This window comes from Hoeflea ulvae (assembly GCF_026619435.1).
GTDB lineage: Bacteria > Pseudomonadota > Alphaproteobacteria > Rhizobiales > Rhizobiaceae > Hoeflea > Hoeflea ulvae.
The window spans coordinates 838,984-864,678 of record NZ_JAOVZQ010000001.1 but is presented as its reverse complement, the minus strand read 5'-3'; the positions used below and the strand labels follow the sequence as shown (position 1 = coordinate 864,678).

The 25,695-nt window shown below is 62.7% G+C and carries 25 protein-coding genes; 11 read left to right on the top strand and 14 right to left on the bottom strand.

Annotated elements, in window-relative coordinates; genetic code table 11:
* Window positions 1-17 precede the first annotated feature (17 nt).
* From OEG82_RS04225 to OEG82_RS04215, 3 genes are all read right to left on the bottom strand, one after another.
* Entirely contained in the window at window positions 18-1,448 is a 1,431-nt protein-coding gene (locus OEG82_RS04225) for a dihydrolipoyl dehydrogenase family protein (protein WP_267611212.1), read from the bottom strand.
* 58 nt (window positions 1,449-1,506) lie between these two features.
* Window positions 1,507-2,250, bottom strand: coding sequence for a TVP38/TMEM64 family protein (locus tag OEG82_RS04220; protein ID WP_267614860.1), 744 nt, complete (start codon window positions 2,248-2,250; stop codon window positions 1,507-1,509).
* Between the two features lie 198 nt (window positions 2,251-2,448).
* Window positions 2,449-3,258, bottom strand: a complete 810-nt coding sequence (locus OEG82_RS04215; RefSeq protein ID WP_267611211.1) for a DUF547 domain-containing protein — start codon at window positions 3,256-3,258, stop codon at window positions 2,449-2,451.
* A 305-nt stretch (window positions 3,259-3,563) separates the two neighbouring features.
* Between OEG82_RS04215 and rpmH the strand changes: the two genes are divergently transcribed.
* The 4 genes from rpmH to yihA are packed head-to-tail and all read left to right on the top strand — an operon-like array spanning window position 3,564 to window position 6,685.
* Window positions 3,564-3,701, top strand: a complete 138-nt coding sequence (gene rpmH / locus OEG82_RS04210) for a 50S ribosomal protein L34 (RefSeq protein WP_082128227.1) — start codon at window positions 3,564-3,566, stop codon at window positions 3,699-3,701.
* Between the two features lie 55 nt (window positions 3,702-3,756).
* Window positions 3,757-4,185 (top strand): ribonuclease P protein component, encoded by a 429-nt coding sequence (rnpA, locus tag OEG82_RS04205; protein WP_267614859.1) that lies wholly within the window; start codon window positions 3,757-3,759, stop codon window positions 4,183-4,185.
* On the top strand, window positions 4,185-5,987 hold the full coding sequence (yidC, locus tag OEG82_RS04200) for a membrane protein insertase YidC (protein ID WP_267611210.1): 1,803 nt from the start codon (window positions 4,185-4,187) through the stop codon (window positions 5,985-5,987). The genes rnpA and yidC overlap by 1 nt, the downstream gene beginning before the upstream one ends.
* Before the next feature lie 47 nt (window positions 5,988-6,034).
* Complete coding sequence (gene yihA, locus OEG82_RS04195) at window positions 6,035-6,685, top strand: ribosome biogenesis GTP-binding protein YihA/YsxC (RefSeq protein ID WP_425497627.1); 651 nt, start codon at window positions 6,035-6,037, stop codon at window positions 6,683-6,685.
* Window positions 6,686-6,700: 15 nt separating this feature from the next.
* On the opposite strand, the gene msrB is transcribed toward yihA, so the two are convergent.
* The 4 genes from msrB to OEG82_RS04175 form a co-directional block, all read right to left on the bottom strand.
* Window positions 6,701-7,207, bottom strand: a complete 507-nt coding sequence (gene msrB / locus OEG82_RS04190) for a peptide-methionine (R)-S-oxide reductase MsrB (RefSeq protein WP_425497535.1) — start codon at window positions 7,205-7,207, stop codon at window positions 6,701-6,703.
* Window positions 7,208-7,390: 183 nt separating this feature from the next.
* Complete coding sequence (locus OEG82_RS04185) at window positions 7,391-7,957, bottom strand: fasciclin domain-containing protein (RefSeq protein ID WP_267611208.1); 567 nt, start codon at window positions 7,955-7,957, stop codon at window positions 7,391-7,393.
* Window positions 7,958-8,079: 122 nt separating this feature from the next.
* Window positions 8,080-8,511, bottom strand: a complete 432-nt coding sequence (locus OEG82_RS04180) for an anti-sigma factor (RefSeq protein WP_425497534.1) — start codon at window positions 8,509-8,511, stop codon at window positions 8,080-8,082.
* A 265-nt stretch (window positions 8,512-8,776) separates the two neighbouring features.
* Entirely contained in the window at window positions 8,777-9,316 is a 540-nt protein-coding gene (locus OEG82_RS04175; protein ID WP_267614857.1) for a sigma-70 family RNA polymerase sigma factor, read from the bottom strand.
* Window positions 9,317-9,493: 177 nt separating this feature from the next.
* Here OEG82_RS04175 and argB point away from each other — a divergent pair, with 177 nt between their 5' ends.
* Window positions 9,494-10,390, top strand: a complete 897-nt coding sequence (gene argB, locus OEG82_RS04170; protein ID WP_267611207.1) for an acetylglutamate kinase — start codon at window positions 9,494-9,496, stop codon at window positions 10,388-10,390.
* Window positions 10,391-10,449: 59 nt separating this feature from the next.
* Here argB and OEG82_RS04165 read toward each other — a convergent pair whose 3' ends face one another.
* The 3 genes from OEG82_RS04165 to OEG82_RS04155 all read right to left on the bottom strand — a co-directional run bounded on the left by OEG82_RS04165 (window position 10,450) and on the right by OEG82_RS04155 (window position 13,424).
* Window positions 10,450-10,962, bottom strand: a complete 513-nt coding sequence (locus OEG82_RS04165) for a methylated-DNA--[protein]-cysteine S-methyltransferase (RefSeq protein ID WP_267611206.1) — start codon at window positions 10,960-10,962, stop codon at window positions 10,450-10,452.
* Between the two features lie 180 nt (window positions 10,963-11,142).
* The gene (locus tag OEG82_RS04160; RefSeq protein ID WP_267611205.1) at window positions 11,143-12,432 is read right to left on the bottom strand and encodes an alpha/beta hydrolase; all 1,290 of its coding nucleotides are present in this window, start codon (window positions 12,430-12,432) and stop codon (window positions 11,143-11,145) included.
* 89 nt (window positions 12,433-12,521) lie between these two features.
* On the bottom strand, window positions 12,522-13,424 hold the full coding sequence (locus tag OEG82_RS04155; RefSeq protein ID WP_267614856.1) for a DMT family transporter: 903 nt from the start codon (window positions 13,422-13,424) through the stop codon (window positions 12,522-12,524).
* A 101-nt stretch (window positions 13,425-13,525) separates the two neighbouring features.
* On the opposite strand from OEG82_RS04155, the gene OEG82_RS04150 reads away from it, so the two are divergent.
* Together OEG82_RS04150 and OEG82_RS04145 are read left to right on the top strand one after the other, a co-directional pair.
* A complete protein-coding gene (locus tag OEG82_RS04150; protein ID WP_267611204.1) occupies window positions 13,526-14,233 on the top strand; it encodes a pyrimidine 5'-nucleotidase in 708 nt (235 codons plus the stop codon).
* 141 nt (window positions 14,234-14,374) lie between these two features.
* The gene (locus OEG82_RS04145) at window positions 14,375-14,971 is read left to right on the top strand and encodes an EF-hand domain-containing protein (RefSeq protein WP_267611203.1); all 597 of its coding nucleotides are present in this window, start codon (window positions 14,375-14,377) and stop codon (window positions 14,969-14,971) included.
* 56 nt (window positions 14,972-15,027) lie between these two features.
* On the opposite strand, the gene OEG82_RS04140 is transcribed toward OEG82_RS04145, so the two are convergent.
* Entirely contained in the window at window positions 15,028-15,882 is an 855-nt protein-coding gene (locus OEG82_RS04140) for an LOG family protein (protein ID WP_267611202.1), read from the bottom strand.
* Window positions 15,883-16,032: 150 nt separating this feature from the next.
* On the opposite strand from OEG82_RS04140, the gene dapD reads away from it, so the two are divergent.
* The 4 genes from dapD (at window position 16,033) to OEG82_RS04120 (ending at window position 19,140) form a co-directional block, all read left to right on the top strand.
* A complete protein-coding gene (gene dapD / locus OEG82_RS04135; RefSeq protein ID WP_267611201.1) occupies window positions 16,033-16,887 on the top strand; it encodes a 2,3,4,5-tetrahydropyridine-2,6-dicarboxylate N-succinyltransferase in 855 nt (284 codons plus the stop codon).
* Window positions 16,888-16,918: 31 nt separating this feature from the next.
* Window positions 16,919-17,275, top strand: coding sequence for a DUF805 domain-containing protein (locus tag OEG82_RS04130; protein WP_267611200.1), 357 nt, complete (start codon window positions 16,919-16,921; stop codon window positions 17,273-17,275).
* 63 nt (window positions 17,276-17,338) lie between these two features.
* Complete coding sequence (gene dapE / locus OEG82_RS04125; RefSeq protein ID WP_267611199.1) at window positions 17,339-18,535, top strand: succinyl-diaminopimelate desuccinylase; 1,197 nt, start codon at window positions 17,339-17,341, stop codon at window positions 18,533-18,535.
* 2 nt (window positions 18,536-18,537) lie between these two features.
* Window positions 18,538-19,140 carry a hypothetical protein gene (locus OEG82_RS04120; RefSeq protein ID WP_267611198.1) on the top strand — a complete coding sequence of 201 codons (603 nt, stop codon included), beginning with the start codon at window positions 18,538-18,540 and terminating at the stop codon, window positions 19,138-19,140.
* Between the two features lie 51 nt (window positions 19,141-19,191).
* Here OEG82_RS04120 and OEG82_RS04115 read toward each other — a convergent pair whose 3' ends face one another.
* The 3 genes from OEG82_RS04115 to OEG82_RS04105 form a co-directional block, all read right to left on the bottom strand.
* The gene (locus OEG82_RS04115) at window positions 19,192-19,662 is read right to left on the bottom strand and encodes a chemotaxis protein CheW (RefSeq protein ID WP_267611197.1); all 471 of its coding nucleotides are present in this window, start codon (window positions 19,660-19,662) and stop codon (window positions 19,192-19,194) included.
* Window positions 19,662-21,218 (bottom strand): methyl-accepting chemotaxis protein, encoded by a 1,557-nt coding sequence (locus OEG82_RS04110; protein WP_267611196.1) that lies wholly within the window; start codon window positions 21,216-21,218, stop codon window positions 19,662-19,664. The genes OEG82_RS04115 and OEG82_RS04110 overlap by 1 nt, the downstream gene beginning before the upstream one ends.
* 291 nt (window positions 21,219-21,509) lie before the next feature.
* On the bottom strand, window positions 21,510-25,646 hold the full coding sequence (locus OEG82_RS04105; protein ID WP_267611195.1) for a PAS domain-containing protein: 4,137 nt from the start codon (window positions 25,644-25,646) through the stop codon (window positions 21,510-21,512).
* Window positions 25,647-25,695 lie beyond the last annotated feature (49 nt).

Below are 25,695 nucleotides of genomic sequence, written 5' to 3'. Positions count from 1 at the left end.
CCTCCCCGGCTCAACCGTTATCCGAACCGTCGCAGGAAACGGACCACCCAGCGCACCAGCGGCTTGCGTGTCAGGGGGCTATAATAGGAGACTGCGGCGCGTTTTCCAATCTCCGCCATGGTCGGATAGGGCGGCACATAGCCACGCACATCCTTGAGCGTCATCTTGTTGGTCACCGCCAGCGCCCACATGTTGATCATTTCGCCGGCACCGGCGCCGGCAATGGAGACGCCGAGGATCCGCGCCTTGCGGTCGACCACGATCTTGATCAGGCCGGTGGTCTTGCGTTCCGCCTGGGCGCGGTCGTTCTCGGCATAGGGCCAGCGCAGGATCGAGATCCGGCCGCCATGGCGCTTGCCGGCCTCTTCCTCGGTGAGCCCGACATGGGCGAGCTCGGGATCGGTGTAGGTGGCCCAGGGAATGATGACGCGGTTTTCCCCGGCCGGGGCGCGAAACAGGATCTGCTGCACCACCAGGCCGGCGTGATAGCCCGCGACATGGGTGAACTGCAGGCCGCCTGCGACATCGCCGATGGCATAGACGCGCTTGTTGGAGGACCGGAGATTGGCGCCGACCTTGATGCCGCGGCGGTCATGCTCGACACCGGCCTCGTCAAGCCCGAGGCCCTCGACATTGGCAAGGCGACCGACGGCGACAAGCACATCGCTGCCATCGACGGAGCCTGTGCCGGTGTCGCTTTCATAATGAACCCGCACGCCGGTCTTGCCGCGCTTTTCGACCGATGTCACCTTGCTGCCCTCGAGAATGGCCACCCCCTCGGCGCGGATGTTTTCGAGCACGATCGCCGCCAGTTCGGGATCGTCCTTGCCGAGCGCCTTGTCGCCCTCGACCACGGTCACCTCGGCACCGAGCCTGCGGTGGGCCTGGGCCATTTCCATGCCGATCGGGCCGCCGCCGATGATGATGAGATGCCTTGGCGCACGCGTGCGCTCGAACAGGGTCTCGTTTGTCAGGTAGTCGACCGTATCGAGTCCCGGGATCGGCGGCACGAAGGCCGAGGAACCGGTGGCAATGACATAGCGGCGGGCGCGGATCTCGGTGCCAGCGGCCATCACCGTGTTCTTGTCGATGAAGCGGGCCTCGGCCTCGATCACATTGACGCCCATGGCGCGGAACCGCTCGACCGAATCATTGGGGGCAATGGCCGCGATGACCGAATGGATGTGATCATGGACCTTGCGGAAATTGACCGTGGCCTCGCCGGCGCTGACGCCGAAGTCCGGCGCTTCGGCAATGGCGTGGGCGTGCTTGCCGGCGGCGATCATCGCCTTGGAGGGCACGCAGCCATAATTGAGGCAATCGCCGCCCATCTTGCCCTTTTCGATGAGAACGACATCGACGCCGAAGGCGGCGGCCGCTGCGGCGACCGACAGCCCGCCGGAGCCGCCGCCGATAACGCAGATATCAGGTGTCAATCGACTGGTCATGATCAGGTCTTTCCGTGAAATGGGCGGCTGGCGCTTTATTTCGGTCCGGGCGGGGCTGTCAGCGGCCGCGAAGCTTGCCGACTATGGTGGGGATCGCCGCGACAATTGCAAGCCCGAGAAAGGCAATGGTGATTTCCGTGGTCACCAGATCGGAAATGGTGACCTCACGGCCCGCGGCGGCCGCCGAGACGATGACGCTGTCGAGCCCTTGCCCGAGCCAGGCATAGGCGAAGGTGCCGGGCAGGATGCCGAAGAAGGTCGCCACCACATAGGTGCGCAGCTTGACGTCGAAAAAGGCCGGCGCAATATTCATGATGAAGAACGGGAAGATCGGGGCAAGCCGCAGCACGAAGAGATAGGACAGGGCGTTTTTCGAAAATCCCTCAGACAGCTTGCTGGCAAAAGGCCCGGCGCGCTTGCGCAGCACATCGCCGAAGGCCGATCGGGCGGCCAGGAAAACCGCGGAGGCGCCTGCGGTGGCGGCGATCGCCGTCAGCGCGCCACCGAGCAGCCAGCCGAACAGAAAGCCTGCAAAGATGGTCAGGATCGAGGCTGCCGGAAACGAGAAGGCAACGGCCAGCGCATAAACCACCACAAAGCCCAGGGCCGAGCCGATCTGGTGATCGGCGACGAAAGCCTTGAGACCGTCGCGCTGTTCGGCCAGGACGGAGAGGGACAGATAATTGTGCAGCCCGGCGGCGTAGCCGAGCGTCAGCCCGGCGACAATAATGGCAAGCGGCAGATAACGGCGCCAGGCCGGAGCTCTGGTGCACTGCGCCTCCGTGTCCGGGGTCTTTGCCATGGTCTTGTCCATCTGCCCTGTCGCGGTTTGCGTTGTCATTTGGTTCTCCAGGTCTGGTGTTGCAGCGAGCGCGCCGCAAGAGAGTTGTGGAGACGAGGTTAGAGGAGCGCCGGTTGCCTGGCCAATGACAATGGCCCAAACATGCGTGATCCCGGCGCCTTCAAGGCTCACGCTTGTGTGAGGTCCGCGTCATCACATCTACAATGCGTTGATGCTCCAGTCATAGTCGTAACCGGAAATCGACGCGGTCGCGATCCGGGCGGCCTTGTCGGGGCTGGCCAGCGCCTGCCAATGGGCCTTGAGCCTGCCCTTGCCGCCGAAATCATCGTCATACCAGGAATAGATCTTCGAGGCGGTGATGCGGCCATTGTCGACCGTCACGCCGCGCGGATGGTTGACATAGGCCACCGCATTTTCGCGCAACAGCGCGTCGACATTGGCGCCGGTATAGGCGCGGCGTGCCAGGTTCGGGCAGGAATAGGAGGCGCAGTTGAGACCGTAATGCGACATCTCGTCCTTGAACAGGGCGCGAACGATCTCGTGCTCGACATCATCGAGCGACAATTCCTTGCCATTGACGGTCAGCAGCTTCGCCTTCCAGGGGCCCGAACCGAACAGGCCAGTCCCGCCGAGATTGATCTTCTTGATCGATGCCACCGGAAAGGCATCGGCGACAACCTCAAGCGTCTTGGCATTGTAAAGGTTGATCCAGTAGGCATGGGCTTCCTGCCGCGACAGCGTAACCGGGTCCACCGCCTGCAATGCGGCGAGATAGGCCCTGAGCGCGGCCAGATCGGCCTTGACGCCATTGTAGTCGACCCGGTTGTAGGCGTTTGCGTCGGGTTTGACATGGGCGGCAAGCAAGGCGTCGAACGCCGAATGATCGACCTTCGACTGCCCCTTGGGGCGAAAACCGGTGAGTGCGGCCGAGGTGGGCACCGATTGCAGCGCCGACCCGGCAATCACGGTGGCGATTCCTGCGAGGACGAAGCGGCGGTGAAGATCCATGATGTATCCTGTGCTGTATCGGGCCGCTGCGACGCGGTGTCTCAATGACTTGGCGCAAGGGCGCGCAAGGAGCAACCCGCAGGCGGGCGGTCTCACCGGCTTGTGAAGGAACGTGACCCGGAAGCGCGAGCCGGCGCCGGCGCCTTGCATGTTTGCAGGAATGCCGGGCTCATTGACTTTTGGACGTGAACGCGCTTATAAGCCGCTCGTCCGTGGAGACTTCCGGTTTCCGGGAGGTGTTTTGACGGACTGAACACCCAAACCAAGTTGTTCCAAGAAGGGCCGCACACCGCGGTATTAAAATAATGCCAAAGCGTACTTACCAACCATCCAAACTTGTTCGCAAGCGTCGCCACGGCTTTCGCTCGCGTATGGCTACCAAGGGCGGCCGCAAGGTCATCCAGGCTCGCCGCGCACGCGGTCGCGCCAGCCTGTCGGCCTGATCGCTGACACCGGCCCGCGAAGAGAGATTGTCGCGTGGCACAAGACGACATCACCATGAAACCCGGACGGCTTAAAACCCGGCCGGAATTTCTTGCCGTGCAAAAAGGCAAGCGCCTGCGCGGGCCCTATTTCCTGCTGGAGTGCCTCGATCGGGGCAAACCGGACCAGCCCCCCCGAATTGGCTTTACGGTCACCAAAAAACAGGGCAACTCGGTGGAGCGCAACAGAATGCGCCGCCGGCTCAGGGAAGCCGTCCGCCTCACGGCGGGGGTTCCATTCAAGCCCGGACATGACTATGTGGTGGTGGCACGCCGGGACACCCTGGCCGCACCCTTTGACCGACTCGCCGCCGCGCTCACTGACCGGGTCGGCGAAAGTGCCAATCAGACACGGCCCAGACACGCCCGCGCCGGGCACAGTTCCGGCGCAACGGACAACATCAGAACGCCAGGCACTTCGAGCCCGGCCATCAGGAATGAGTGATGGAAACCAATCGCAACTATTTCGTCGCAATCCTCTTGTCGGTGCTTGTCCTTGTCGGCTGGCAATTTCTCTATGTGAGCCCCAAGATCGAACAGGAACGCGTGGCCGCAGAAGCCCTGCAGGCCCAGCAGGCAGCCCAGGCGCCCGCAACCAACACCGCCACGCCGGGTACCGTCAGCGGCTCAGCGCCCGGTGGCGACACCGCTGCCACGCCAGCGCCTGCCGCTGCCCTGTCGCGCGAACAAACGGTCGCCCAGACTGCGCGCATCACCATTGATACCCCGGCCCTGAGGGGATCGATCAATCTCGCCGGAGCGCGGATCGACGATCTGCTGCTGAAGGAATATCGCGAGACCATCGACCCATCGAGCCCCAACATCACATTGTTCAGCCCGGCTTCGCTGGCCAATGGCTATTTTGCCGAGGTCGGCTTCATTGCCGATGCACAGTCGGGTCCCGCACCCGGACCCGATACGGTCTGGACCGCGGAATCGGGCCAGACGCTGACCCCTTCGACGCCGGTGACCCTGACCTATGACAATGGCAACGGCCTGCTGTTTACCCGGGTCATCTCGATCGACGAGCATTACCTGTTCAGCTTTGAAGACACTATTGCCAATTCCGGCAGCGCCACCGCGTCGATCGCCGGCTACGGCCGGGTCACGCGCTTCTTCAAGCCCGCCACCCAGGGCATCTATGTGCTGCATGAAGGCCTGATCGGCGTCATCGGCGAGGACGGCCTGCAGGAAATCGATTATTCCGATGTCGAGGACACCCCGATCATCGCCCACGCCAAGGCGACTGCCGGCTGGATGGGAATCACCGACAAATATTGGGCTGCCGCGATCGTGCCGCCGCAGGACGCGGGCTTCGAGACCCGTTTTGCGCATTTCACCGATGGCCGCGTCCGCTACCAGTCCGATTTCAAGACCGACGCCCAGGCGATTGCGCCCGGCAGCAGCGTGTCGTCGAAGACGCTGGTATTTGCCGGCGCGAAGGAAGTGCCGGTCATCGCCGGATACCAGGACGAGCACAACATTCTCAATTTCGATCTGATGATCGACTGGGGATGGTTCTACTTCCTGACCAAGCCGATGTTCTGGCTGATCGACTACCTGTTCAAACTGTTCGGCAATTTCGGTGTCGCGATCCTGGCGACCACCGTGATCGTCAAGCTGATCTTCTTCCCGCTGGCCAACAAGTCCTACGTCTCGATGGCCAACATGAAGAAGGTCCAGCCCAAGCTTGAAGAGCTCAAGGCCAAGCATGCCGACGACAAGATGGCGCTGCAGCAGGGCATGATGGAGCTCTACAAGAAAGAAAAGATCAACCCGGTGGCCGGTTGCTGGCCGGTGCTGTTGCAGATCCCGGTGTTCTTCGCGCTCTACAAGGTGCTCTATGTCACCATCGAAATGCGGCATGCGCCATTCTTCGGCTGGATCCAGGATCTGTCCGCACCGGACCCGACATCGCTTTTCAACCTGTTCGGCCTGCTGCCCTATGACGTGCCGTCGTTCCTGATGATCGGCGTCTGGCCACTGATCATGGGCATCACCATGTTCATCCAGATGCGCATGAACCCGACGCCGCCGGATCCGACCCAGGCGATGATCTTCACCTGGATGCCGGTTGTCTTCACCTTCATGCTGGCGACCTTCCCGGCCGGTCTGGTGATCTACTGGGCCTGGAACAACACATTGTCCGTTCTCCAGCAGGGCGTGATCATGAAGCGTCAGGGTGCCAAGATCGAGCTGTGGGACAATCTCAGAGACCTGTTCAAACCCAAATCCCCAAAAACCTGAGCGGCGCGGAGGCCGGAGCGATGAGCACACTGTCCGCAGACCCGGCAATGCAAGCCGCAAAAGAGCTTTCGGCAACGCTGTTTTCCAAGCCCTTCGTGTTCATCCGCGGCGTGCCGTCGCTGAAGTTCCTGCCGCCTGAAGGTCCGCCGGAAATCGCCTTTGCCGGCCGCTCCAATGTCGGCAAGTCGTCGCTGCTCAACGCGCTGGTCGGCGTCAAGGGTCTGGCGCGGACATCCAACACGCCGGGCCGTACACAGGAACTGAACTATTTCGTGCCCGAAGGCTATGCCGGCGACGCCGATGACCTGCCGCCGATGGCGCTGGTCGACATGCCGGGCTACGGCTATGCCAAGGCGCCGAAGGACCAGGTCGATCTGTGGACGGCGCTGGTGTTCGACTACATGCGCGGACGCTCGACGCTGAAGCGAGTCTATCTGCTGATCGACTCGCGGCACGGGGTTAAAAAGAACGATGAAGTGGTGATGGACCTGCTCGACAAGGCCGCCATGTCCTACCAGCTGGTTCTGACCAAGACCGACAAGATCAAGGAAGCCGGCATACCCCGGCTGATCAGCGAAACGCTGGCGGCGATCAAGAAGCGCCCGGCGGCCTTTCCGGAAGTGCTGGCCACCTCATCGGAAAAGCATCAGGGCATTGCCGAACTCCGAATCGCGATTGCGCTGGCCATCACGCTGTAATGACCAGCTGCCTGTTCAGGCGCTTTCGGCAGGTTTGAAAGCCAGCGCCAGGCCGTTGAGGCAGTGGCGTTTGCCGGTCGGCGCCGGGCCATCATCGAAAATGTGACCGAAGTGCCCGCCGCAGCGGCGGCAATGGACTTCGGTGCGGAGCGAGAACAGCGACCTGTCCTCCTTGGTCCGCACGGCGTCTTCTTCTGACTTCCAGAAACTCGGCCAGCCGGTCCCGCTGTCATATTTGGCTTCGGAGGAATAGACCGGCAGATCGCAGCCGGCGCAATGGAACATGCCCTTGCGCTTTTCATCATTGAGCGGGCTTGAGAACGCCCGTTCCGTGGCTTCCTCGCGCAGCACATCATATTGCCGGGGTGACAGTCTGGCCTTCCATTCCGCCTCGGTGAGCGTGAATTCGAATGTGCCTTCCGAGGCCCTCGCCGGCGTGCGGCGTCCGAACATGGTCAGGGCGACACCGGTAACTCCGGCAGTCAAAAGCGCGCGACGGCTGATTTCCGTTTTCGTTGTCATGGCGTGTCTCCTTGCGTTGATTGAAATCTAGGCAGGCGAGCGGGAAAAGGCCAAGCACATGTTTTCAATTGCCCGTGAGCAGTCCCCCGCCAAAGAGGAGGACGGGGGACTGTCGCAGCGCGCCGTATTGAGTGCTCTTGGAGGCGCCGGCGCGCCGAACTTACAGTGTCAGTTCATCACCATTCAGCCCTTGGGCAGGAGCACCTTGTCGATGACGTGGATCACGCCGTTGGACTGGTCGACATCGGCAATGGTGACATTGGCCACGGCGCCGGTTTCGTCCTCGATCATGACCTTGTCGCCTTCATAGCGGATGTTGAGCATGCAGCCGCCAACGGTCTTGACCGGGTGCACGCCGCCATCGTCGTCAACCATCTTCATGATCGCATCGGACATCGCGTCGGCGGCCACCACATGGCAGGTCAGGATCTTGGTGAGCTGGTCCTTGTTTTCAGGCTTCAGCAGGGTTTCGACCGTGCCTTCCGGCAGGGCTGTGAATGCGTCATTGACCGGCGCGAACACGGTGAACGGGCCTTCGCCCGACAATGTCTCGACCAGGCCTGCGGCCTGGACGGCGGCAACCAGCGTGGTGTGATCGGCGGAGTTGACGGCATTTTCGACGATGGTCTTGTCGGGGAACATCTCGGCGCCGCCGACCATCTTGTTTCCGCCGTGGCTTGCGGCGTGGGACAGGCTGACGCCTGCGAGCAGAACGGCAGTGGCGGCGATGGAACGAAGAACGGTTTTCATGGGACAACCTCTTGCTAATGTTCAGGCCGGATCATCCGGACCTTTGATCACCCGCCGCAAGTTTTCTGCGGCGGTTAAAGAGGAAGACGAGAGCTTCGGGAATTAAGTTTCAGGCAATCGCACTATTTTTTCGCCAGTGAACCGGACAGCACCACGGGGCCGGTTGCCGTGCCGGTGGGCGAGCCGCCCAGCGGCTCGACACTGACTGCGAGCAGAGCCCCGTCGGAGATCTGCCGGACCAGGTCCTGGTCGAGCACCAGCCGTCCGCCATCGGCAGGAACCAGTCCGAGTGACACCGCGGCGCCCTCGCCCGGCACCAGCCACAATTCGAGCGACTTGCCGTCATCGGGCGAAAACGCCGCCGGAGTGATGGTGAAAGCGCCGTCCACCGGATCAAGCGCGGCAATCAGACCGACCGCACTGCCCGGCGCCCCGAGTTCGGCGACCAGCGCTGGCGCCGGCGCCGGGCCGGTGCCGCCGGGAAGCTCCACGCCAAAGATCCCCAGTGCCGCTGCCACGGCCACCGCGGCAAGGGCCAGGCCGCGCCAGAACACCAGCGAGCCCCAGAGCCCGCCAGAGGGTCTGGCCGCTTCGGCGAACAGGCGGGCATTAATGCGGGCCTTGACTCCCGGGGCGGAGATTCGGGCTGATAGGTGTCGTCGAGATGGGACAGATCGGCCTGCCAGGAGGCCACCAGACCGGCGAAATCGCTGTCGCGGGCCATCCGCTCTTCGACCGCACGCCGCTCGGCCAGTGGCAGCACGCCAAGCACGTATTCGCCGGCCAGGGCGGCATCGTCGGAATGGTGAGGACCAGTGGTCATCGGTTCAGGCACTCTCTCAGTTTCAACAGGCTGCGCCGCAGCCAGGTTCGCATTGTGTTGAGCGGGACGGCATTGTGCTCCGCCAGCTCCTGATAACTCAAGCCTTCGACATAGGCGGCAACAACTGCTGCAGCCTTGACTGCCTCCAATTGGCCAAGGCAGGCCTCGATCCGCTGGCTTTCGCCGCCCAGAACCGCGCGGGCCTCCGGGTCCATTGCCGGGTCGGCCACCTCGGGCGCCTCGTCATAGTCCAGCGTCGCGGGCTGGCGGGCACGGATCATGTCGATCGCCTGGTTGCGGGCAATCGTGCAAAGCCACGCCATGGCAGACGCCTGGCCCACCCGGAAGCTGCCGGCACGGCGCCAGATGCGGATATAGACCTCCTGAAGCGCGTCCTCGGCCTGGGCCCTGTCCTTGAGAATACGCAACGAAACGCCAAAAAGTTTCGCACTCGTCTGCGAATAGAGCGACGAGAACGCGGCGCGGTCGCCAAGCGCAGTGCGGGCGATCAATCCGGACAGGTCGTCCTGGGTCATGGGGGCAGCGGCTTCTGTGCTCATCCGGGTTCAGTATCACTGTTTCGAGGTGGTTGAACCCTGTACGGCAAAATCTTCCAATTGGATGTCGGCATCATTGATGCCGGGACCGATTGCCGCTAAACAGCGCCGGACCTTTTGCTTTCAGCGCTCACGCCAAACCGGGACGCCACGCCAATGTCTGACACCACACATAACGACGCCGCAACCCAGGCTCGTCTGCTCGCCGAGGCGCTGCCCTATATGCAGCGCTACGAGAACAAGACCGTGGTGGTCAAATATGGCGGCCATGCCATGGGCAATGCGGCGCTGGGCAAGGCCTTCGCGCAGGACATCGCCCTGCTCAAGCAATCGGGCGTCAACCCGATCGTGGTGCATGGCGGCGGCCCGCAGATCGGCGCCATGCTGGCCAAGATGGGGATCGAATCCAGGTTCGAAGGCGGATTGCGCGTGACCGACGAACAAACCGTCGAGATCGTCGAGATGGTGCTGGCCGGATCGATCAACAAGGAAATCGTCGCGCTGATCAATGCCGAGGGCGAATGGGCCATCGGCTTGTGCGGCAAGGATGGCAACATGGTCTATGCCGAAAAGGCGCAGAAGACCTTCATCGACCCCGATTCCAATATCGAGCGGGTGCTGGATCTGGGCTTTGTCGGCGAGCCGGTGGAAGTCGACCGGACATTGCTTGACCTGCTGGCCAAATCCGAGATGATCCCGGTGCTGGCGCCGGTCGCCCCGGGGCGCGACGGCCACACCTACAATATCAATGCCGATACCTTTGCCGGGGCGATCGCCGGTGCGGTGGAAGCCTCGCGGCTGTTGTTCCTGACCGATGTGCCGGGCGTGCTCGACAAGGACAACAAGCTGATTGACGAGCTCACCGTCAGCGAGGCGCGCGCGCTGATTGCCGATGGCACGATCTCGGGCGGCATGATCCCGAAAGTCGAGACCTGCATCGAGGCGATCGATCGCGGCGTGAAGGGCGTGGTTATCCTCAACGGCAAGACACCGCATGCGGTGCTGCTGGAGCTGTTCACGGCGCATGGCGCGGGAACCTTGCTGGTTCCGTAGAGAGGCTCGGATCGCCGCGGCTGCCGAGCCTCTCTACGGCCTGGCTTATGCCTGCCGGATCATTGCCCTGCCAGAGCGAACAAGCCGACGGGGCGCATCAGGCCCTCGTGGCGCAACAGCCATTTCTTCCGCCACAGCCCGCCGCCGAAACCGGTGAGCGACCCGTCCGAGCCGATGCAGCGGTGACAGGGAATGACCACGGGGATGTGGTTGGTGCCGCAATATCTGGCGATCACGCGGACGGAATCGATGCTGTCGACCTCGCGGGCGATGTCGCCATAGGAGCATGTTTCTCCGAGCGGCACCCGCAGGAGACAATCCCATACCTTGCGCTCCAGGGCGTTGCCGGTGATCTTCAGCGGGGTCTTGAACTCTGCACATGTGCCGGAGAAATAGGCCGCGAGCTCCGCCTCGATCTGGTCAAGAGGCGCGGTGCGCACCGTGGCTGTTTCCGCTGCCGTGGCATCGGCCAGATTTTTGTCGTCGTGGAACTCAAGGCGATGCAGATGGGTGTCATCCGCTACGGCCCGAAGCGGACCAATCGGCGTCTCGAGCCACAGCACCGACAGCATTTGGGAATCTGCAGTCATCATCAGGCAGTTCTCGGCAAAATCTTTGATCCGGCCCGGATGTTACCGCGATACGCTCCGACGCTCAATCCGGCCCGCATTGTCTGGTCCAGACGTCGATCAATTGCGCCATTGGAAAAAGCCGGACAGATCAATCCGGACCCTGACGAATGAGATCCCAAGTCAGCGGTCCTGGATTTTCGGCGTCCCCGGAACATTGCCGGAGAGGTTCGGGGTCAGACCCGTGGCGCCGAGACCCTGGCCAAAACGTCTGGTCTGGGCGGTGAAGGAGTCGCGGGAATTCGGATCGAGAATGGCGATCGGCGCCGTGATGGCGATGCCCGCAACCGAGCCCACCGTGTTGGACAGTGTCAGCGCCGTGGCGCCGAGTTCGGTGCCGAGGCCGACATCCTGGTTGGTGACCGTCTGGCCGGCAATCAGGCGCTGGCCAAGCAGTTTGACCACCTCCGGGCTTTCGGCGAATTTCGAATGATTGAGCCGGTCGCCGACCTGCAGCGCCGAAAGATCGAGCACCGTGATGCCGCCCTGCTCCAGCCCTTCGCGATAGACCGGGTTGTTGATGTCGATCTGGCCGAGCCGGTCGATATTGCCGGAGAACCGGCGGGACAAGGTCAGGGCCCTGTCGTCGCGCGAAACAAAGACCGTGAATTTGGGTCGTTCGGGGCCCATATCGACGATCTGCTGGTGGAAAACATCGACATCGAGATCGGGCGACGCCAGGATCACATCGGTGATCTTTGACGGGATCGCGCCATGGCGAATGGCCATTTGCCTGAGTGATTCCACCGTCAGCCAGGTGCCCATCGAGTGGGCCAGGATGGTGATTTCCTTGACCTCGGGGACAGCGACGGCACCCATCAGCAGGGTTTCGAGCGCCGTGCGCGAATAGTTGGTGCTTTCCTTGTCATAGCCATAATCGAACACGCTGCCGCGCGACGGCCAGGTGAACATCACCGGGGTGGCGTCGGTCTTGCTGTCATGGGCGATCTGGGCAAAGCGGTAGACCGCGCTTTCATAGCGGGTGTTGAAGCCGTGCACGAAGACAAGCAGGCGTCCGGTGGGCGATCTTTCGTGATCGTACCAGGCCTGCACTTCGGCGACGGAATCGAACTGTTTGGCGGACAGCGTGGCAAAATCCGTCGTCGGGTTCGGCGGCCGCTTCTTTGGCCATTGCACCTCGCCGATCTTGCGGTTGCTCTCCGGCGGGATCGACACGACGATCTCGTTGAAATCGATATGCGCGCCACGCTCGCCGCTGTAGAGCAGGCCCTCGTTTTCCGACGGCGCCCGGGTTGTGGCGACGAGTATCGAAACCTCCGTCGCATCCGCATCGGTCTGTTCGATCGGGATCAGCACACCTTCCAGGGGTCCGGCGCAACCCGACAGAACGGCTGCCAGCGCAAGGACTCCGCCCAGCAGCCTGCGTCTGAACGGCACATCAAGGGGTGGCATCCGGGATGCATGTGAGGCGGGCATGGGCGATCCGATCCGGTCGAAATTTGCATCAGCGCAATCTTGCGCCTGTCCTTTTCCCCTGCCGGTCAGACCAGCAACAGCACCAATATACCTGCTACAATGAAGATACAGCCGAAAATTTCAAGTTTGTTGACGTGTTCGCGGAAAATCAGCACCGACGAGGCAAAGGTGAAAATCATCTCCACCTGCGCCAGGGCCTTGACTGCCGCTGCGGTTTGCAGGGTCATTGCCATGAACCAGCCAAACGATGCAGTGGCGCCGACCAGGCCGACCAACGCGGCGATTTTCCAGGCCGCGCGGATGCGCGCCAGTTCACCCGGAGCCCTGAACCACATCCAGATCAGCATGATAACGGTTTGCAGCAGGATCGCCGCAAGCAGCGTGACAGCCGCCTGCATCATGAAATTCGGGCCGCCCAGCGACAGCGACGCGGCGCGATAGCCCACAGCTGCAAGCCCGAAGGCCGCGCCCGAGGCCAGACCGAGTGCGGAAGTGCGGGAAAACACCGAGCGCAACAACGCCGTGGTGCCGGCGGCCGATCGGGCGATGGAGATCAGCACCACGCCTATAAGGCTGATGGCGATGGCCACCAGCGTGCCGCTGCTGAGCCGGTCTCCCAGGAAGATCAGACCGAACAACGCCGCCTGAGCCGGCTCGGTGCGCGAATAGGCGGTGCCGACGGTGAAATTGCGATGGCCGAACATCTGGATCAGCAGCGCCTGGCCGGCAATCTGCGCCAGCGCCGCAAGGGTGACCCAACCGGAAAACTGCATGTTGAGCTGCGGAACCGGATAATCCATGCCGAAAGCGAGCAGGCCGACAAAGATCGCGGCGAAGGGAAAGCCGAAGCCGAAGCGCACGAATGTGGCGCCGGTGGTGCCCATCACCCCCTTGAGATGCTTTTGCAGAACCGAGCGGATGTTCTGCAAAAACGCAGCGGCGATGGTGATGAGAATCCAGGTTTCCATGCGGGCCGGGTAGCATGCGTCAACACGAACAAGCCACAGATTTTTCAGGGCTTGCATGCCGGCGCCCTTTTTTTCCGGCGCGCGCGTGCCATAACGGTGTCATGACAGACAAAACCAGATTGCCCGACTCCGCCGATTTCGCCCATGTCACCGAATGGGTGTTTGACCTCGACAACACGCTCTACCCGCGTCACACCGACCTGTTTTCGCAGATCGACAAGAAGATGACCGACTATGTCCGCACCCTGCTGGACCTGGATCACGAGGCGGCGCGCGGAATCCAGAAAAAATACTACCGCGAACACGGCACCACGCTGCAGGGCCTGATGCTGCATCACGGCATCGAGCCGAATGACTTTCTCGAGAAAGTCCATGACATCGACTATTCCTGGGTGAAGCCCGACCTGGCGCTCGGCGAGGCGATCAAGGCGCTGCCAGGGCGCAAGTTCATCTTCACCAATGGCGACACGCCCCATGCCGAACGCACCGCGCGTGCCCTGGGCATTCTCGACCATTTCGACGATATTTTCGACATTGTCGCCGCCGATCTCAAACCCAAGCCGGCGCCGGAGACCTATGACCGGTTCCTGGCCCGTCACGGCGTGCACAAGCACAAGGCGGCGATGTTCGAGGACCTGCCGCGCAATCTGCTGGCACCCCATGCGCTGGGAATGCGCACCGTGCTGATCGTGCCGAACAATCTTGACGAGGTGCTGGACGAAGTCTGGGAGCATGAAGGCAAGGACGGCGACCATGTCGAGTATGTCACCGATGACCTGGCGGGCTTTCTCAAAAGCGCGATGGCCTGAGCAGCGCCGCCCCCGACCGGGAGGGGGCCGCTCACCTTTCCGATAATTAATCTACATTACAGGGCTTTAAGTGGTTATTGCGAGGCCGGACAGCCACATTGAGGAGGCAAACAAGAACACCCCCCACAAAGGACCTCAGCCATGAAAAAGACAATTCTCGCCACACTCGCAGCCGCCCTGATCGCCTCCGTCGCCGCTCCCGCCCTGGCTGCCTCGCAGCGCGGCGACCATGAACGCGGTCCGCGCATCGAGCGCCTGATGGAACGGTTTGACACCAACAAGGACGGCGCCGTCGACCTCGACGAGGTTTCCGCCCACCGCCAGTCGATGTTCGAAAGCGCGGACACCGAAAACTCCGGGTCGCTGAGCCAGGACGAGCTCAAGGCATTCGGCGACATGCGCAAGGAAATGCGTGACCAGAACCGCGAAGAGCGCCGCGCCGACCGCAAGGAGATGAAGGACGGCAAACAGGCCAAGCAGGGCGACCGTGACGGCCGCATGGCCGGCAAGCATGACGGCAAGGGCCACGGCAAGAAGGACGGCAAGCGCCATGGCGAAGGCAAGCGCGGCCAGCGTGGCGGCATGCAGCTCGAGCGCCTCGACGCCGACAAGAACGGCGAGATCAGCCTCGAGGAATTCGCCTCCGTCAGCAACAAGATGTTCGAACGCTTCGACCGCAATGGCGACAAGAAGATCGACGTGACCGACTTCTATCGCGGCGCTGCCGACAACAACTGATCCTTCAGGATCACGTGACTACCGAGCCAGGCCGGGGCATCCCCCGGCCTGGTTTTTCATGTCGAAGGGGTGATGTCGTAGTGGCTGGCGATGATCGACCAGGCTTCCTCGGCCGTGTCGACGAAATTGAGGAGGTCGAGATCGCCCGGCGAGATCGTGCCGAAATCGGCCAGGGCCTGAAAATCGACGATGGAATTCCAGAATTGCGATCCGAACAGGATCAGCGGCACATGCTCCATGCGACCGGTCTGGATCAGGGTCAGCGATTCAAACAGTTCGTCCATGGTGCCGAAGCCGCCCGGAAAAATCGCGATGGCCTTGGCGCGCATCAGGAAATGCATCTTGCGGATGGCGAAATAGTGAAAATTCAGGCTCAGTTCCGGCGTCACGAATTCGTTCGGCGCCTGCTCGTGCGGCAGCACCACATTGAGACCGATCGAGGCGGCGCCGACATCATGGGCGCCGCGGTTACCCGCTTCCATCACGCCGGGACCGCCGCCGGTGCAGACGACATATTCCTGCCCGTTGGTGGCCAGCGAATGGGTTGAGCACAGCCGCGCGAAGGCACGTGCTTCCTCGTAATAGCGCGCAGCTGCGGTCAGGTTCTTCGCCTGCACCTCGTTCTTTGCGGCCCAGGGCTCCTTGCCCGGCTCGGGAATGCGGGCGCCGCCGAACATCACCACGGTCGAGCGGATGCCCGCCTCCATCAGCAGCATTTCGGGCTTGAGCAATTCCAGTTGCAGCCGGATCGGGCGAAGCTCCTCGCGGCAGAGGAAATCCTCGTCGGCATAGGCGAGCCTGTAGGCCGGCGAAGCGCTTTGCGGGGTCTTGGGCTGGCGGTCGGCGCGCGCCTTGTCCTGGCGGCTGTCGGCCAGCGGATCCCAGACCTGGTTGGTACGTTTCGCATTCATGTTTCGAAGTCCCGTTCTGATGTTGGCAGCCGTGCGCGGAATTGACCCCGCGCTCCGCCTCGCTTAGGAGATGTGCCACGGCGCTGGCGGTCCGGCTCATCATGCTGATGTCCGCCCACACTAGACTTTGAACCTTAAGGAATCGCCACGATGACCCATGACTTGGCAGCTCTCGCCAGCACGATCGAAACCGCTTTCGAGGCGCGTGACGGCGTCTCCACAGCCACCCGCGGTGAAGTTCGCGATGCGGTTGAAACATCGCTCAACCTGCTCGACCGCGGCGAGGCCCGGGTGGCGGAACGCGGCGCCGACGGCGCCTGGACTGTCAACCAGTGGCTCAAGAAGGCCGTACTGCTGTCGTTCCGGCTCAACCCGATGGAAGTCATCAAGGGCGGTCCTGGAGATGCGGTCTGGTGGGACAAGGTTCCGTCGAAATTCGACGGCTGGACCGCAAATGAATTCGAACGCTTCGGTTTCCGCGCAGTGCCCGGCTCGATCGTGCGGCGCGGCGCCTTCATCGGCAAGAACGTCGTTCTGATGCCCTCCTTCGTCAATCTCGGCGCCTATGTCGATGAAGGCACGATGGTCGATGGCTGGGCCACGGTCGGCTCCTGCGCCCAGATCGGCAAGAATGTGCATCTGTCGGGCGGCGTCGGCATCGGCGGCGTGCTCGAGCCGCTGCAGGCCGGCCCGACCATCATCGAGGACAACTGCTTCATCGGCGCGCGCTCGGAAGTGGTCGAAGGCTGCATCATCCGCGAAGGCTCGGTGCTCGGGATGGGCGTCTATATCGGCAAGTCGACCCGCATCGTCAACCGCATGACCGGCGAGATCAGCTATGGCGAAGTACCGCCCTACTCCGTGGTCGTGGCCGGCTCGATGCCGACATCGGGCACCATGGGCAATGGTGCGGCCGCGCCGAACCTCTATTGCGCCGTGATCGTCAAGACGGTCGACGCGCAGACGAGGTCGAAGACCGGCATCAACGAATTGCTCCGGGACTAGAAATCCCATGGCGCGGCGGCCCGGGACAGGCATGCGCTGGCTTCTGTTCGGCGTGTCCGGGCGGTTGTCGCGCCGCACCTACGCGCTGGCCATGCTGTTCTGGGCCTGCGTGCTGGCCATTCCGGTGACCGCCGCGGTGCGCGCGGTCCCCGACAGCGCCGCCATGACCCTGGCCGGATTCGAAATCATCGCCGCCTTCCTGCCGGCGTCCTGGTCGGTGGCGGTGATGAGCATCAAGCGGCTGCACGATGCCGGGCTTCCAGCCATTCTGGTGGCGGTGCTGGTGATCCCCGCGGCATCGTTTCTGATGTTGCTGGTGCTCCTGCTGTGGCCATCGAACAAGGGTCCCAACCGGCACGGTCCGGCGCCCGATCATCCCGGCTATTGAACCAGGCGTCCTGAGCCGCAGCGACCGGTCGACAGGTCTCGAGCAATCGTCTAATCACGAAGCATGAAACTCACTGATCCGACACAAACCCTTGCGGCGCTGATCCGGTGTCCTTCCGTCACCCCCCAAGACGGCGGCGCGCTGTCGACGCTTGGCTCCATGCTGAGCGAACTCGGCTTTTCCAATGAGCGGGTGATTTTCTCCGACACCGGAACCCCGGATGTCGACAATCTCTATTCCCGCCTCGGGTCCGGCGGTCCGCATCTGATGTTTGCCGGGCACACGGATGTGGTTCCGGTGGGCGACAGTGGTGCCTGGAGCCATGGCCCCTTCGACGCGCAGGTGGTCGATGGCGAAATCTATGGCCGCGGCGCGGTGGACATGAAGGGCGGCATCGCCTGTTTCGTCTCCGCCTTGGCGCGGCTGATCGAGCGCAAGGGTGTTCCCGAGGGCTCGGTGTCGCTGCTGATCACCGGCGACGAGGAAGGCCCCTCGATCAACGGAACGGAAAAACTGGTTGCCCATGCCGCTGCCCGCGGCGAGCGCTGGGACGCGGCGATTGTCGGCGAACCGACCAATCCGGACCAGATGGGTGACATGATCAAGATCGGACGGCGCGGTTCGCTGTCGGGCACGCTGACGGCCGAGGGCGTGCAGGGCCATGTGGCCTATCCGCATCTGGCCGACAATCCGCTGCGCGGGATGCTGACGCTGGTCGACGGGTTGATGCATCCGCCCATCGACGCCGGCAATGACCGGTTTCCCCCGACCAATCTGGAAGTCACCAGCATCGACACCGGCAATCCGGCCACCAATGTGATTCCGGCGCGGGCCACGGCCCGGTTCAATGTCCGTTTCAACGATATCTGGACTGCCGAAAGCCTGACCGACGAACTGCGCGGACGGCTTGAACAGGCCGCCAAAAAGACCAGATTGCGGCCGGGCCGCGATCCGGTGCGCTATACAATTGAGTTCGACGAAAGAACTTCACCTTCGTTTCTGACCCGGGACGAAGCGCTGATCGAGACCTTGTCGGCGGCCATTGCCGAAGCAACCGGCCGGACACCGGCGCTGTCGACCACCGGCGGCACCTCGGATGCCCGCTTCATCAAGAATTACTGCCCCGTCGTCGAGTTCGGACTTGTCGGCAAGACCATGCACATGGTCGATGAACGGGTCGCGCTGAGCGATCTGGAGAGCCTGACAGGGATTTACGAACTGTTCCTCGAACGCTGGTTCGCCAGCGCCGGGGAGCGCTGAGCTTGCCAGGCGGCCTGATCCCGTCGCGGCAGCAGGCTGGCCGCTCACTTGCCGGCCTGTTCTACCTGATCCTCGGCCGGCCGGAAGGTTTGCGGCTGTTCGATGTGTCGGCGAACGGGTTCTGGCGGTCGTTCGGCGCCTTTTTCTGGTCCTGGCCGGCGCAGTGTTTCCTGTGGACGGGGATGTGGCGCGCGGTGCCCGAAACCCGACCGGAGGGCGCGGGCGAAACCTTCAGGTTCTTTTTCGTCTCGACCAGTTTCGACGTGACCGCCTGGGTGCTGCCCGCGGTTCTGCTGCTGGCGGTCTGCCAGGTCTTCGGGCTGTCGGACAAATTCGCCAGGCTGGTGGTGGTCAACAACTGGTTCGGGATGATGGCAGCCTATATCGGGTTTTTCCCGGCGGCATTGCGCTATCTGACGCCGCTGCCCGACACCGCCAACGCCTTCATCTCGCTGGCGGTCTATGCCGCGGTGATCTGGCTCTATTTCCGGGTGATCCGGATCTGCCTTGGCGGCGACCTGATGATCTCGATCTTCGTCACCTTGATGATGGTGATGACCGGACTGACCATTTCCGAACTGGCCTTTTCCGCACTGGCAAACTGATCAACATGCGCTCACCCCGAACCGCCCGCCACACGTGCAGGCCGACTCCGGTCAGGCAGCCTGCACGATCTCGTCCGGCAGCAGGGTATCGAGATCGAGATAGCAGATCATCTGGTCTTCGACCGAAATGATCGCCGCGATCATGGTCGATTGCGCGGCGGCGGTGACTGTGGGGACCGCCTGCAGCTGGTCGATGCCGACGGTGAACATGTCGGAGACATCCTCGACCAGCAACCCGACCATCTTGCCGGCGATGCAGACGACGATGATCGCCGAGCGGCCGTCGGGTGTGATCGGCGGCAGACCAAGCCGGATGGCCATGTCGATGACCGGGATGACCGAACCGCGCAGATTGATCACGCCGAGAACATGCGCCGGCGCATGCGGCAGCATCGTCGCGGGCGCCCAGCCACGGATTTCACGAACCGACATGATGTTGACGCAAAAGACCTGATCGCCAAGATGAAACGAAACGATCTCGAGGCGCATCCGAGCCGCCGCGCTGGTATCGCCCTCCTGCATCAGAACTCCTCCCAGTCGTCCTGCATCTGCGTCTGGGCGGCATTGCCGGCGCCATAGGCGCGGCCGACTGTCCTGACCAAATGGCGGGCAGGCGATTCCGCGGGACCTGGCCGGAGCTTCGAGGCGGATTGCCCGGCCCCCGGTGCGGCGGCCAGATTGACCGGCCCATGCCCTTTGTCCCGGACTTCCTGCGCCAACCGGGACGTTTTGCCCGCCCCGGGCTGCATGAACCGGTGCACCAGCTCGTCAAGCGAGGTGGCGCCGCTGGACAGGCGGAGCGTGACCCGGGTCGTCTGCTCCACCATGGCAGCGTTCTGCTGGGTCATGTAATCCATCTGATTGAAAGCGGAATTGACCTCCGTCAATCCGCTCGCCTGTTCGTGGGCGGCAATGGCAATGGCCTTGATCTGGTGATTGATGTCGCCGACATCGCCGGCGATCTGGCCCAGCGCATCGCCGGCCTGACGGACGAGCGAAACGCCGGACTTGACCTCTTCGCTGGATTTGCGGATCAGAACCTTGATTTCCTTGGCCGACCCGGCCGCACGCCTGGCCAGTTCCCGCACCTCATGGGCGACAACCGCAAAGCCGCGGCCCGCATCCCCGGCGCGGGCCGCCTCGACGCCGGCATTGAGCGCCAGCAGATTGGTCTGGAACGAGATTTCGTCGATCACATTGATGATCTTGGAGATCTCGCCGGAAGCGTCTTCGATCCGGACCATGGCGTCGATTGCCTCGGTCACCACCTGGCCCGACCTGTCGGTCGACAGCTTGGCCTCGCTGGCCCTGTTTCTGGCCTCATCGGCGCGCTCGGACGTGTTCTTGACGGTGGCCGTGATTTCTTCCAGCGCGGCCGCCGCCTGCTCCAGAGAAGCAGCCTGGGCGCTGGTGCGGCTCGACAGATCGTCGGTTGCCGCGCGCAATGCGGTGGTATCGCCGTTGATGGTCACCACATTGGCGCTCACCTCGGACAGCGTCTGGTTGAATTGATCCACCAATGCGTTGAAATCCGCCCGCAGGCTCTCGACCACCGGCGGAAAGACGGTTTCGATCCGGCAGGAAAAATCACCCTCTGCCAGGCGGCGCAAACCGGCGGCCAGCTCGTCGCCGGCTACTCTCCTGCGGCGGTGTTCCGCCGCCTCTTCGGTTTCCTGCTGTTCCAACTCGCGCGCGGTCTGCGCCCGCGTCTCCTCGGCATGATGCTGCGCGCGATCGGTCTCGATGGCAGCATCACGGCAGGCTGCAACCGAACGCGCCAGATCGCCGATCCGGTCGTTGCGAGTCTCACCCGCGATGTCGAACCCCGTGTCGCCTGCAGCCAACCGGCGCAAATTGTCGGTGAGCACTGCCATCGGCCGGCTCACCGAACGGGTAAACCAGGCCGCCATGGCAAGACCTGCCAGCAGCGCCGCGGCCAGGGCAAAAAGAAGATTGGCGAGCACCATTGAGCCGGCGCCGGCTTCGCCACCGAACCGAAAGCCGGCCATCAGGATCACGCCAATGCAGATGATGGTCAGCAATGGTACAGCGATGGATGGTTTTCTGGAATGCGGCATGACGGGTCCCGAACTCGAAGCAATTGCATCATCATGGTCGCCAGACACACTGACCCCCACCGACCGGGGTCGTGCATGCCAAGGCAGAACACGGCTTCCGGCCTTATGAGAACTCGGCTGTTTGGGTTACCGTCGGGTTAAAACCGGGCGACCAGTTCTTGGCCCCGATCTGATGCATGCAGACCAGCAAGACGGGAGATCCGCCCGGCATTGCAGCGCCTCGGTCGACTGGGCAGATGATGGCTTTCAGGCCCGGATAGACGCTGGTCGGCAGACGGGATCCCGCGCGCCTTAATCCAGCAGCGGTTGCGGCTTGTGCAGGTGAAAGCCTTGCGCGTAGTCGACACCGATTTCCGCCAGCTTCGACATGACAGCGTCATCGCCGACATATTCAGCCACGGTCTTGATGTTCAGAATATGCGCGACCTCGACAAAGCAACGGACCGTCGCATCATTGAGCGGATCGTCAATGAGATCCCGGATGAACTGGCCGTCGATTTTCAGGTAATCGACCGGGAATCGCTTGAGATAGCCGAAGGACGAGACACCGGCGCCGAAATCATCAAGCGCGACGCGGACCTTGCGCTCCCGGACCTGGTCGATGAAAGTCCGCGCATCGGCCAGATTGGTGATTGCGGCTGTTTCGGTGATTTCGAAACACAACCGGCCGCACACGTCCTCCCCCGCCTCTTCCAGCATGGAGATCGCATGCTGGTGAAACGAGCGGTCGCCGACCGACTGGCCGGAAAGATTGATGCAGATCGTTCCGAGATCCTGTGTTCTTGCCGTGTTGCTGACCCAGTCGATCGCATGGGACAGGACCCACCGGTCAATGCGGGAGGCGAGATTGAAGCGCTCGGCAGAAGGCAGGAAGGCGGCGGGCTGGATCAGGCTGCCGTCCTCGTGCTTCATCCGGACAAGCAGTTCGGCATGACGCCCGGCAGCCTCGCCGCACACCGGCCGGATATCCTGCACGAAGAGAACGAAGCCATCCTCGTCCAGGGCATGCTCGATGCGCGATGCCCACCGCATCTCGCCGGACCAGGCGGCCATGGTCTTGTCGCTGCCGGCCCAGATCTGCACACGGTTGCGGCCGCCCTCCTTGGCGGCATAGCAGGCACTGTCGGCGGCCTGGAGAATGGAGGCGACACTCGGCATCGTTCCATCCACCGGAACCAGGCCGATGCTGGTGCCCACGCGGAAGCGCTTGCCGTCATGGACAAAGCGGAAATCGCTCATCCGGTCGCACATCTTCTGGGCGATCCGGGTGGCGTTCTCGATCGAGCACTGTTCGAGCAGAACCGCGAATTCATCGCCCCCGAGCCGGGCAAGGGTGTCGCCGGAGCGGATGGTTTCGGCAAGCAGCTTGCTGACCTGCTTGAGCAGGATATCGCCGACGGCATGGCCGCAGGAATCATTGACGATCTTGAACTGGTCGAGATCGATGTAGAGAAGCACATTGCGCGCCTCGTCAATCTGCGATTTCTCGAAGACGGCCGTCAGCCGGCGGTCGAACTCGGCCCGGTTGATCAGGCCGGTCAGCGGATCATGGGTGGCGCGATGGCGCATCTCGCGCGACATGCGGCGTTGCTCGCTGACATCATGGAAAACCAGGACCACGCCAAGGATGTCGCCATCGGAATTGCGGATCGGCGCCGCGGAATCCTCGATGCTGAACTCGCGTCCGTCGCGGGCGATCAGCATGGTGTCGCGATCGAGACCCACGACATTGGTCATTTCCAGACAGGCCCTGATCGGGTCCTGGGCGCATTGCCCGGTTTCCTCGTGGACGATATTGAAGACCACGTGGCTCGGCTGCCCCATGGCCTCATCGCTGGACCAGCCGGTCATTCTTTCGGCCACCGGGTTGAGCCATGCCACAGCGCCATCGGCGTCCGTCGTCATCACCGCGTCGCCGATCGAATGCAGCGTCACCCGCAGCATCTCGTGCTGTTCCTGCAGTTCCAGCGCCAGCTGGCGGGTCTCGGTGACATCCCAGGCGGCGCCGATCAGGCGCATGGCGTTGCCGGCGGGATCGGACACCGCCTTGGCCGACAGGCGGATGTAACGGATCGAACGGTCGGGACGGATGATCCGGTGCTCCTCTTCCAGAGGCACACCTTCTTCGATGGTCTTGCGCACCGCGCTCTCGATCCGGTCGATATCGTCGGGATGGAAATATTTCTGCCAGTTCTCCGGCACCCTCTCGCCTTCCCGCTGGGGAAGACCGTAAAGGTGATACATCCACGAATCCCAGGTGAAGAGATTGTCGACGAGATCGAAATCCCAGATACCGATGCCGCCGCTGTCGGTTGCGATCTTGACCCGCTCGGCCAGCAGAAACTGCTGCCGTTCAGCTTCTTTCTGACTGGTGATGTCGATATGGGTGCCGATCATGCGCGTCGGCGTGCCGTTTTCGTCACGGGCGAACACCCGGCCGCGATCAAGGATCCAGACCCAGCTTCCGTTCTTGTGGAGCATCCGGAACTGCTCCTCGAAATAGGGCGTCTTGCCGGCAATGTGATCGAGATCGGAGGTTTTCAGCCGTTCCTTGTCGGTCGGATGGACAAATTGAAGCCAGATGTCGGGTGAATCCCCGACCTCCTCCCGGGTGTAGCCAATGAGGTCGCACCACATCTCCGAATAATGGGTTTTGCCTGCCGTCAGATCGGCGTCCCAGATGCCGATCTGGCCGTTTTCGGTCGCAGCGAGTTGCCGGTCCCGGAGCTTCTCGAGCGCCATGCGCTGCTCGACCTGGTCGGAAATATCCTGGAACGCGCCGGTGAGACGAACCGGCCTGCCGCCCTCGAACTCTGCGGTTCCCACCGCGCGCACCCAGATGCGCTGCCCGCCCGCCTTGATGAACGGCAATTCGAGATCCCAGCCTTCGCCGCCCTCCATGCTCCGTTGAACCGCGGCCTGCACGGCTGGCCGGGCTTCTGGCGCATAGAAATTGATGGCTTCGTCGAGATGCGGAACATAGCCGGGCTCGACGCCGTGAATGCGACAGGTTTCGGCAGACCAGACGATCCTGCCGCTGGCGAGATCAATCTGCCAGCCACCGACACCGGCTGCCCGCCCGGTCCGGTCGAGGAAGGTCTCGCTCTCGCGCAGCATCTCTTCCTGCAGCTTCTGCTCGGTGATGTCCTGCTGGGTGCCGAACATCCATTCGGGCGCGCCATCCTCGGTGCGGGTGAGCACCTTGCCGCGATTGAGCACCCATACCCAGTGACCGTCCTTGTGACGTATCCGGACCTCGCTCATATAGGCCGGAGTCTGGCCGTCAAAATGCTGTTGGAGCTGCAGTTCGGTCATCTCCAGATCATCGGGATGGATCGCATCCTTCCAGATCTGCATCGAGACCGGCGCCAGTTCATCCAGCGTGCAGCCGATCATTTCGGCCCAGCGTTCGTTGAACCGCGCTTCGCCCGTCTGGTGGTTCCACTCCCAGGTCCCGGCCTCCGTCGCCTCGATGATGTATTCGAAACGCTGCCGCTCTTCGATCAGTTCGCGCGTGACCGAGACGCTGTCGCTGATGTCACGCATGATCTCGGTCTTGCCGACGATCTCTCCGGTGTCGGAAAACACCGGACCGGATGACACGGAAACCGGGAGGATGGTTCCGTCGCGGGTCTGCCGGACGGTCTCGCGGGTGGTGCCCTGGCCGGTGTCGCCGATCTGGTAATCCGCGCCGGGCTCCGCGCCCATCTCAGGCACCATGATCAGGCTGATCGGCTGGCCGACCGCCTCTTCGGTGCTGAAGCCGAACATTTCCTCCGCCGAGGCATTCCAGAGCTGGATGATGCCATCCAGCCCGACGGTGACGATTGCATCAACGCTGTTGCTCACGATCGACGCCGCCCGGGACTGGACCATGAGCAGCTCGCGCTCATAGTCGAGCGTAAGCCGGGCCTCGAGCGCACGTGTTGCCGCACAGGCAAGATGCTTCAGGATTTCGCGCTGGTGCGGGGTCAGGGTCTGCGGCTTGTGGTCGACGACGCAGAGCGTGCCGACGTTCTGGCCATTGGACAGCGACAGCGGCACCCCGGCATAGAAGCGGAATTCGGGACCGCCGGTCACCATCGGGTTGTCGGCGAAGCGGGGATCGAGACTGGCGTCCTCGACCTCCATCAGTTCGTCGCCGCAGATGGCGTGGGAGCAAAGCGATATGTCTCTGTGGGTTTCGACAACGCCGGGCAGGCCGAAATTCGCCTTGAACCACTGCCTGTCCTGATCGACCAGGGTGATCAGCGAAATCGGTGTTCCGCAGACCAGCGCCGCCGCGCTGACCAGGGCATCGAACTCGACCTCAGGCGCGGTGTCGAGAACGCGAAGATCGCGGAGCGCCTTGAGCCGGCTGGCCTCGTCGCGGGATATCTCCGCCCGGGCCGGTTCCGTGGTATCGCTCAGTTGCAGTGTATCCGCCAATATTACCGTCCTCGAATTCAACCTGCCCCGGCGCGCCGCCAACACAGCC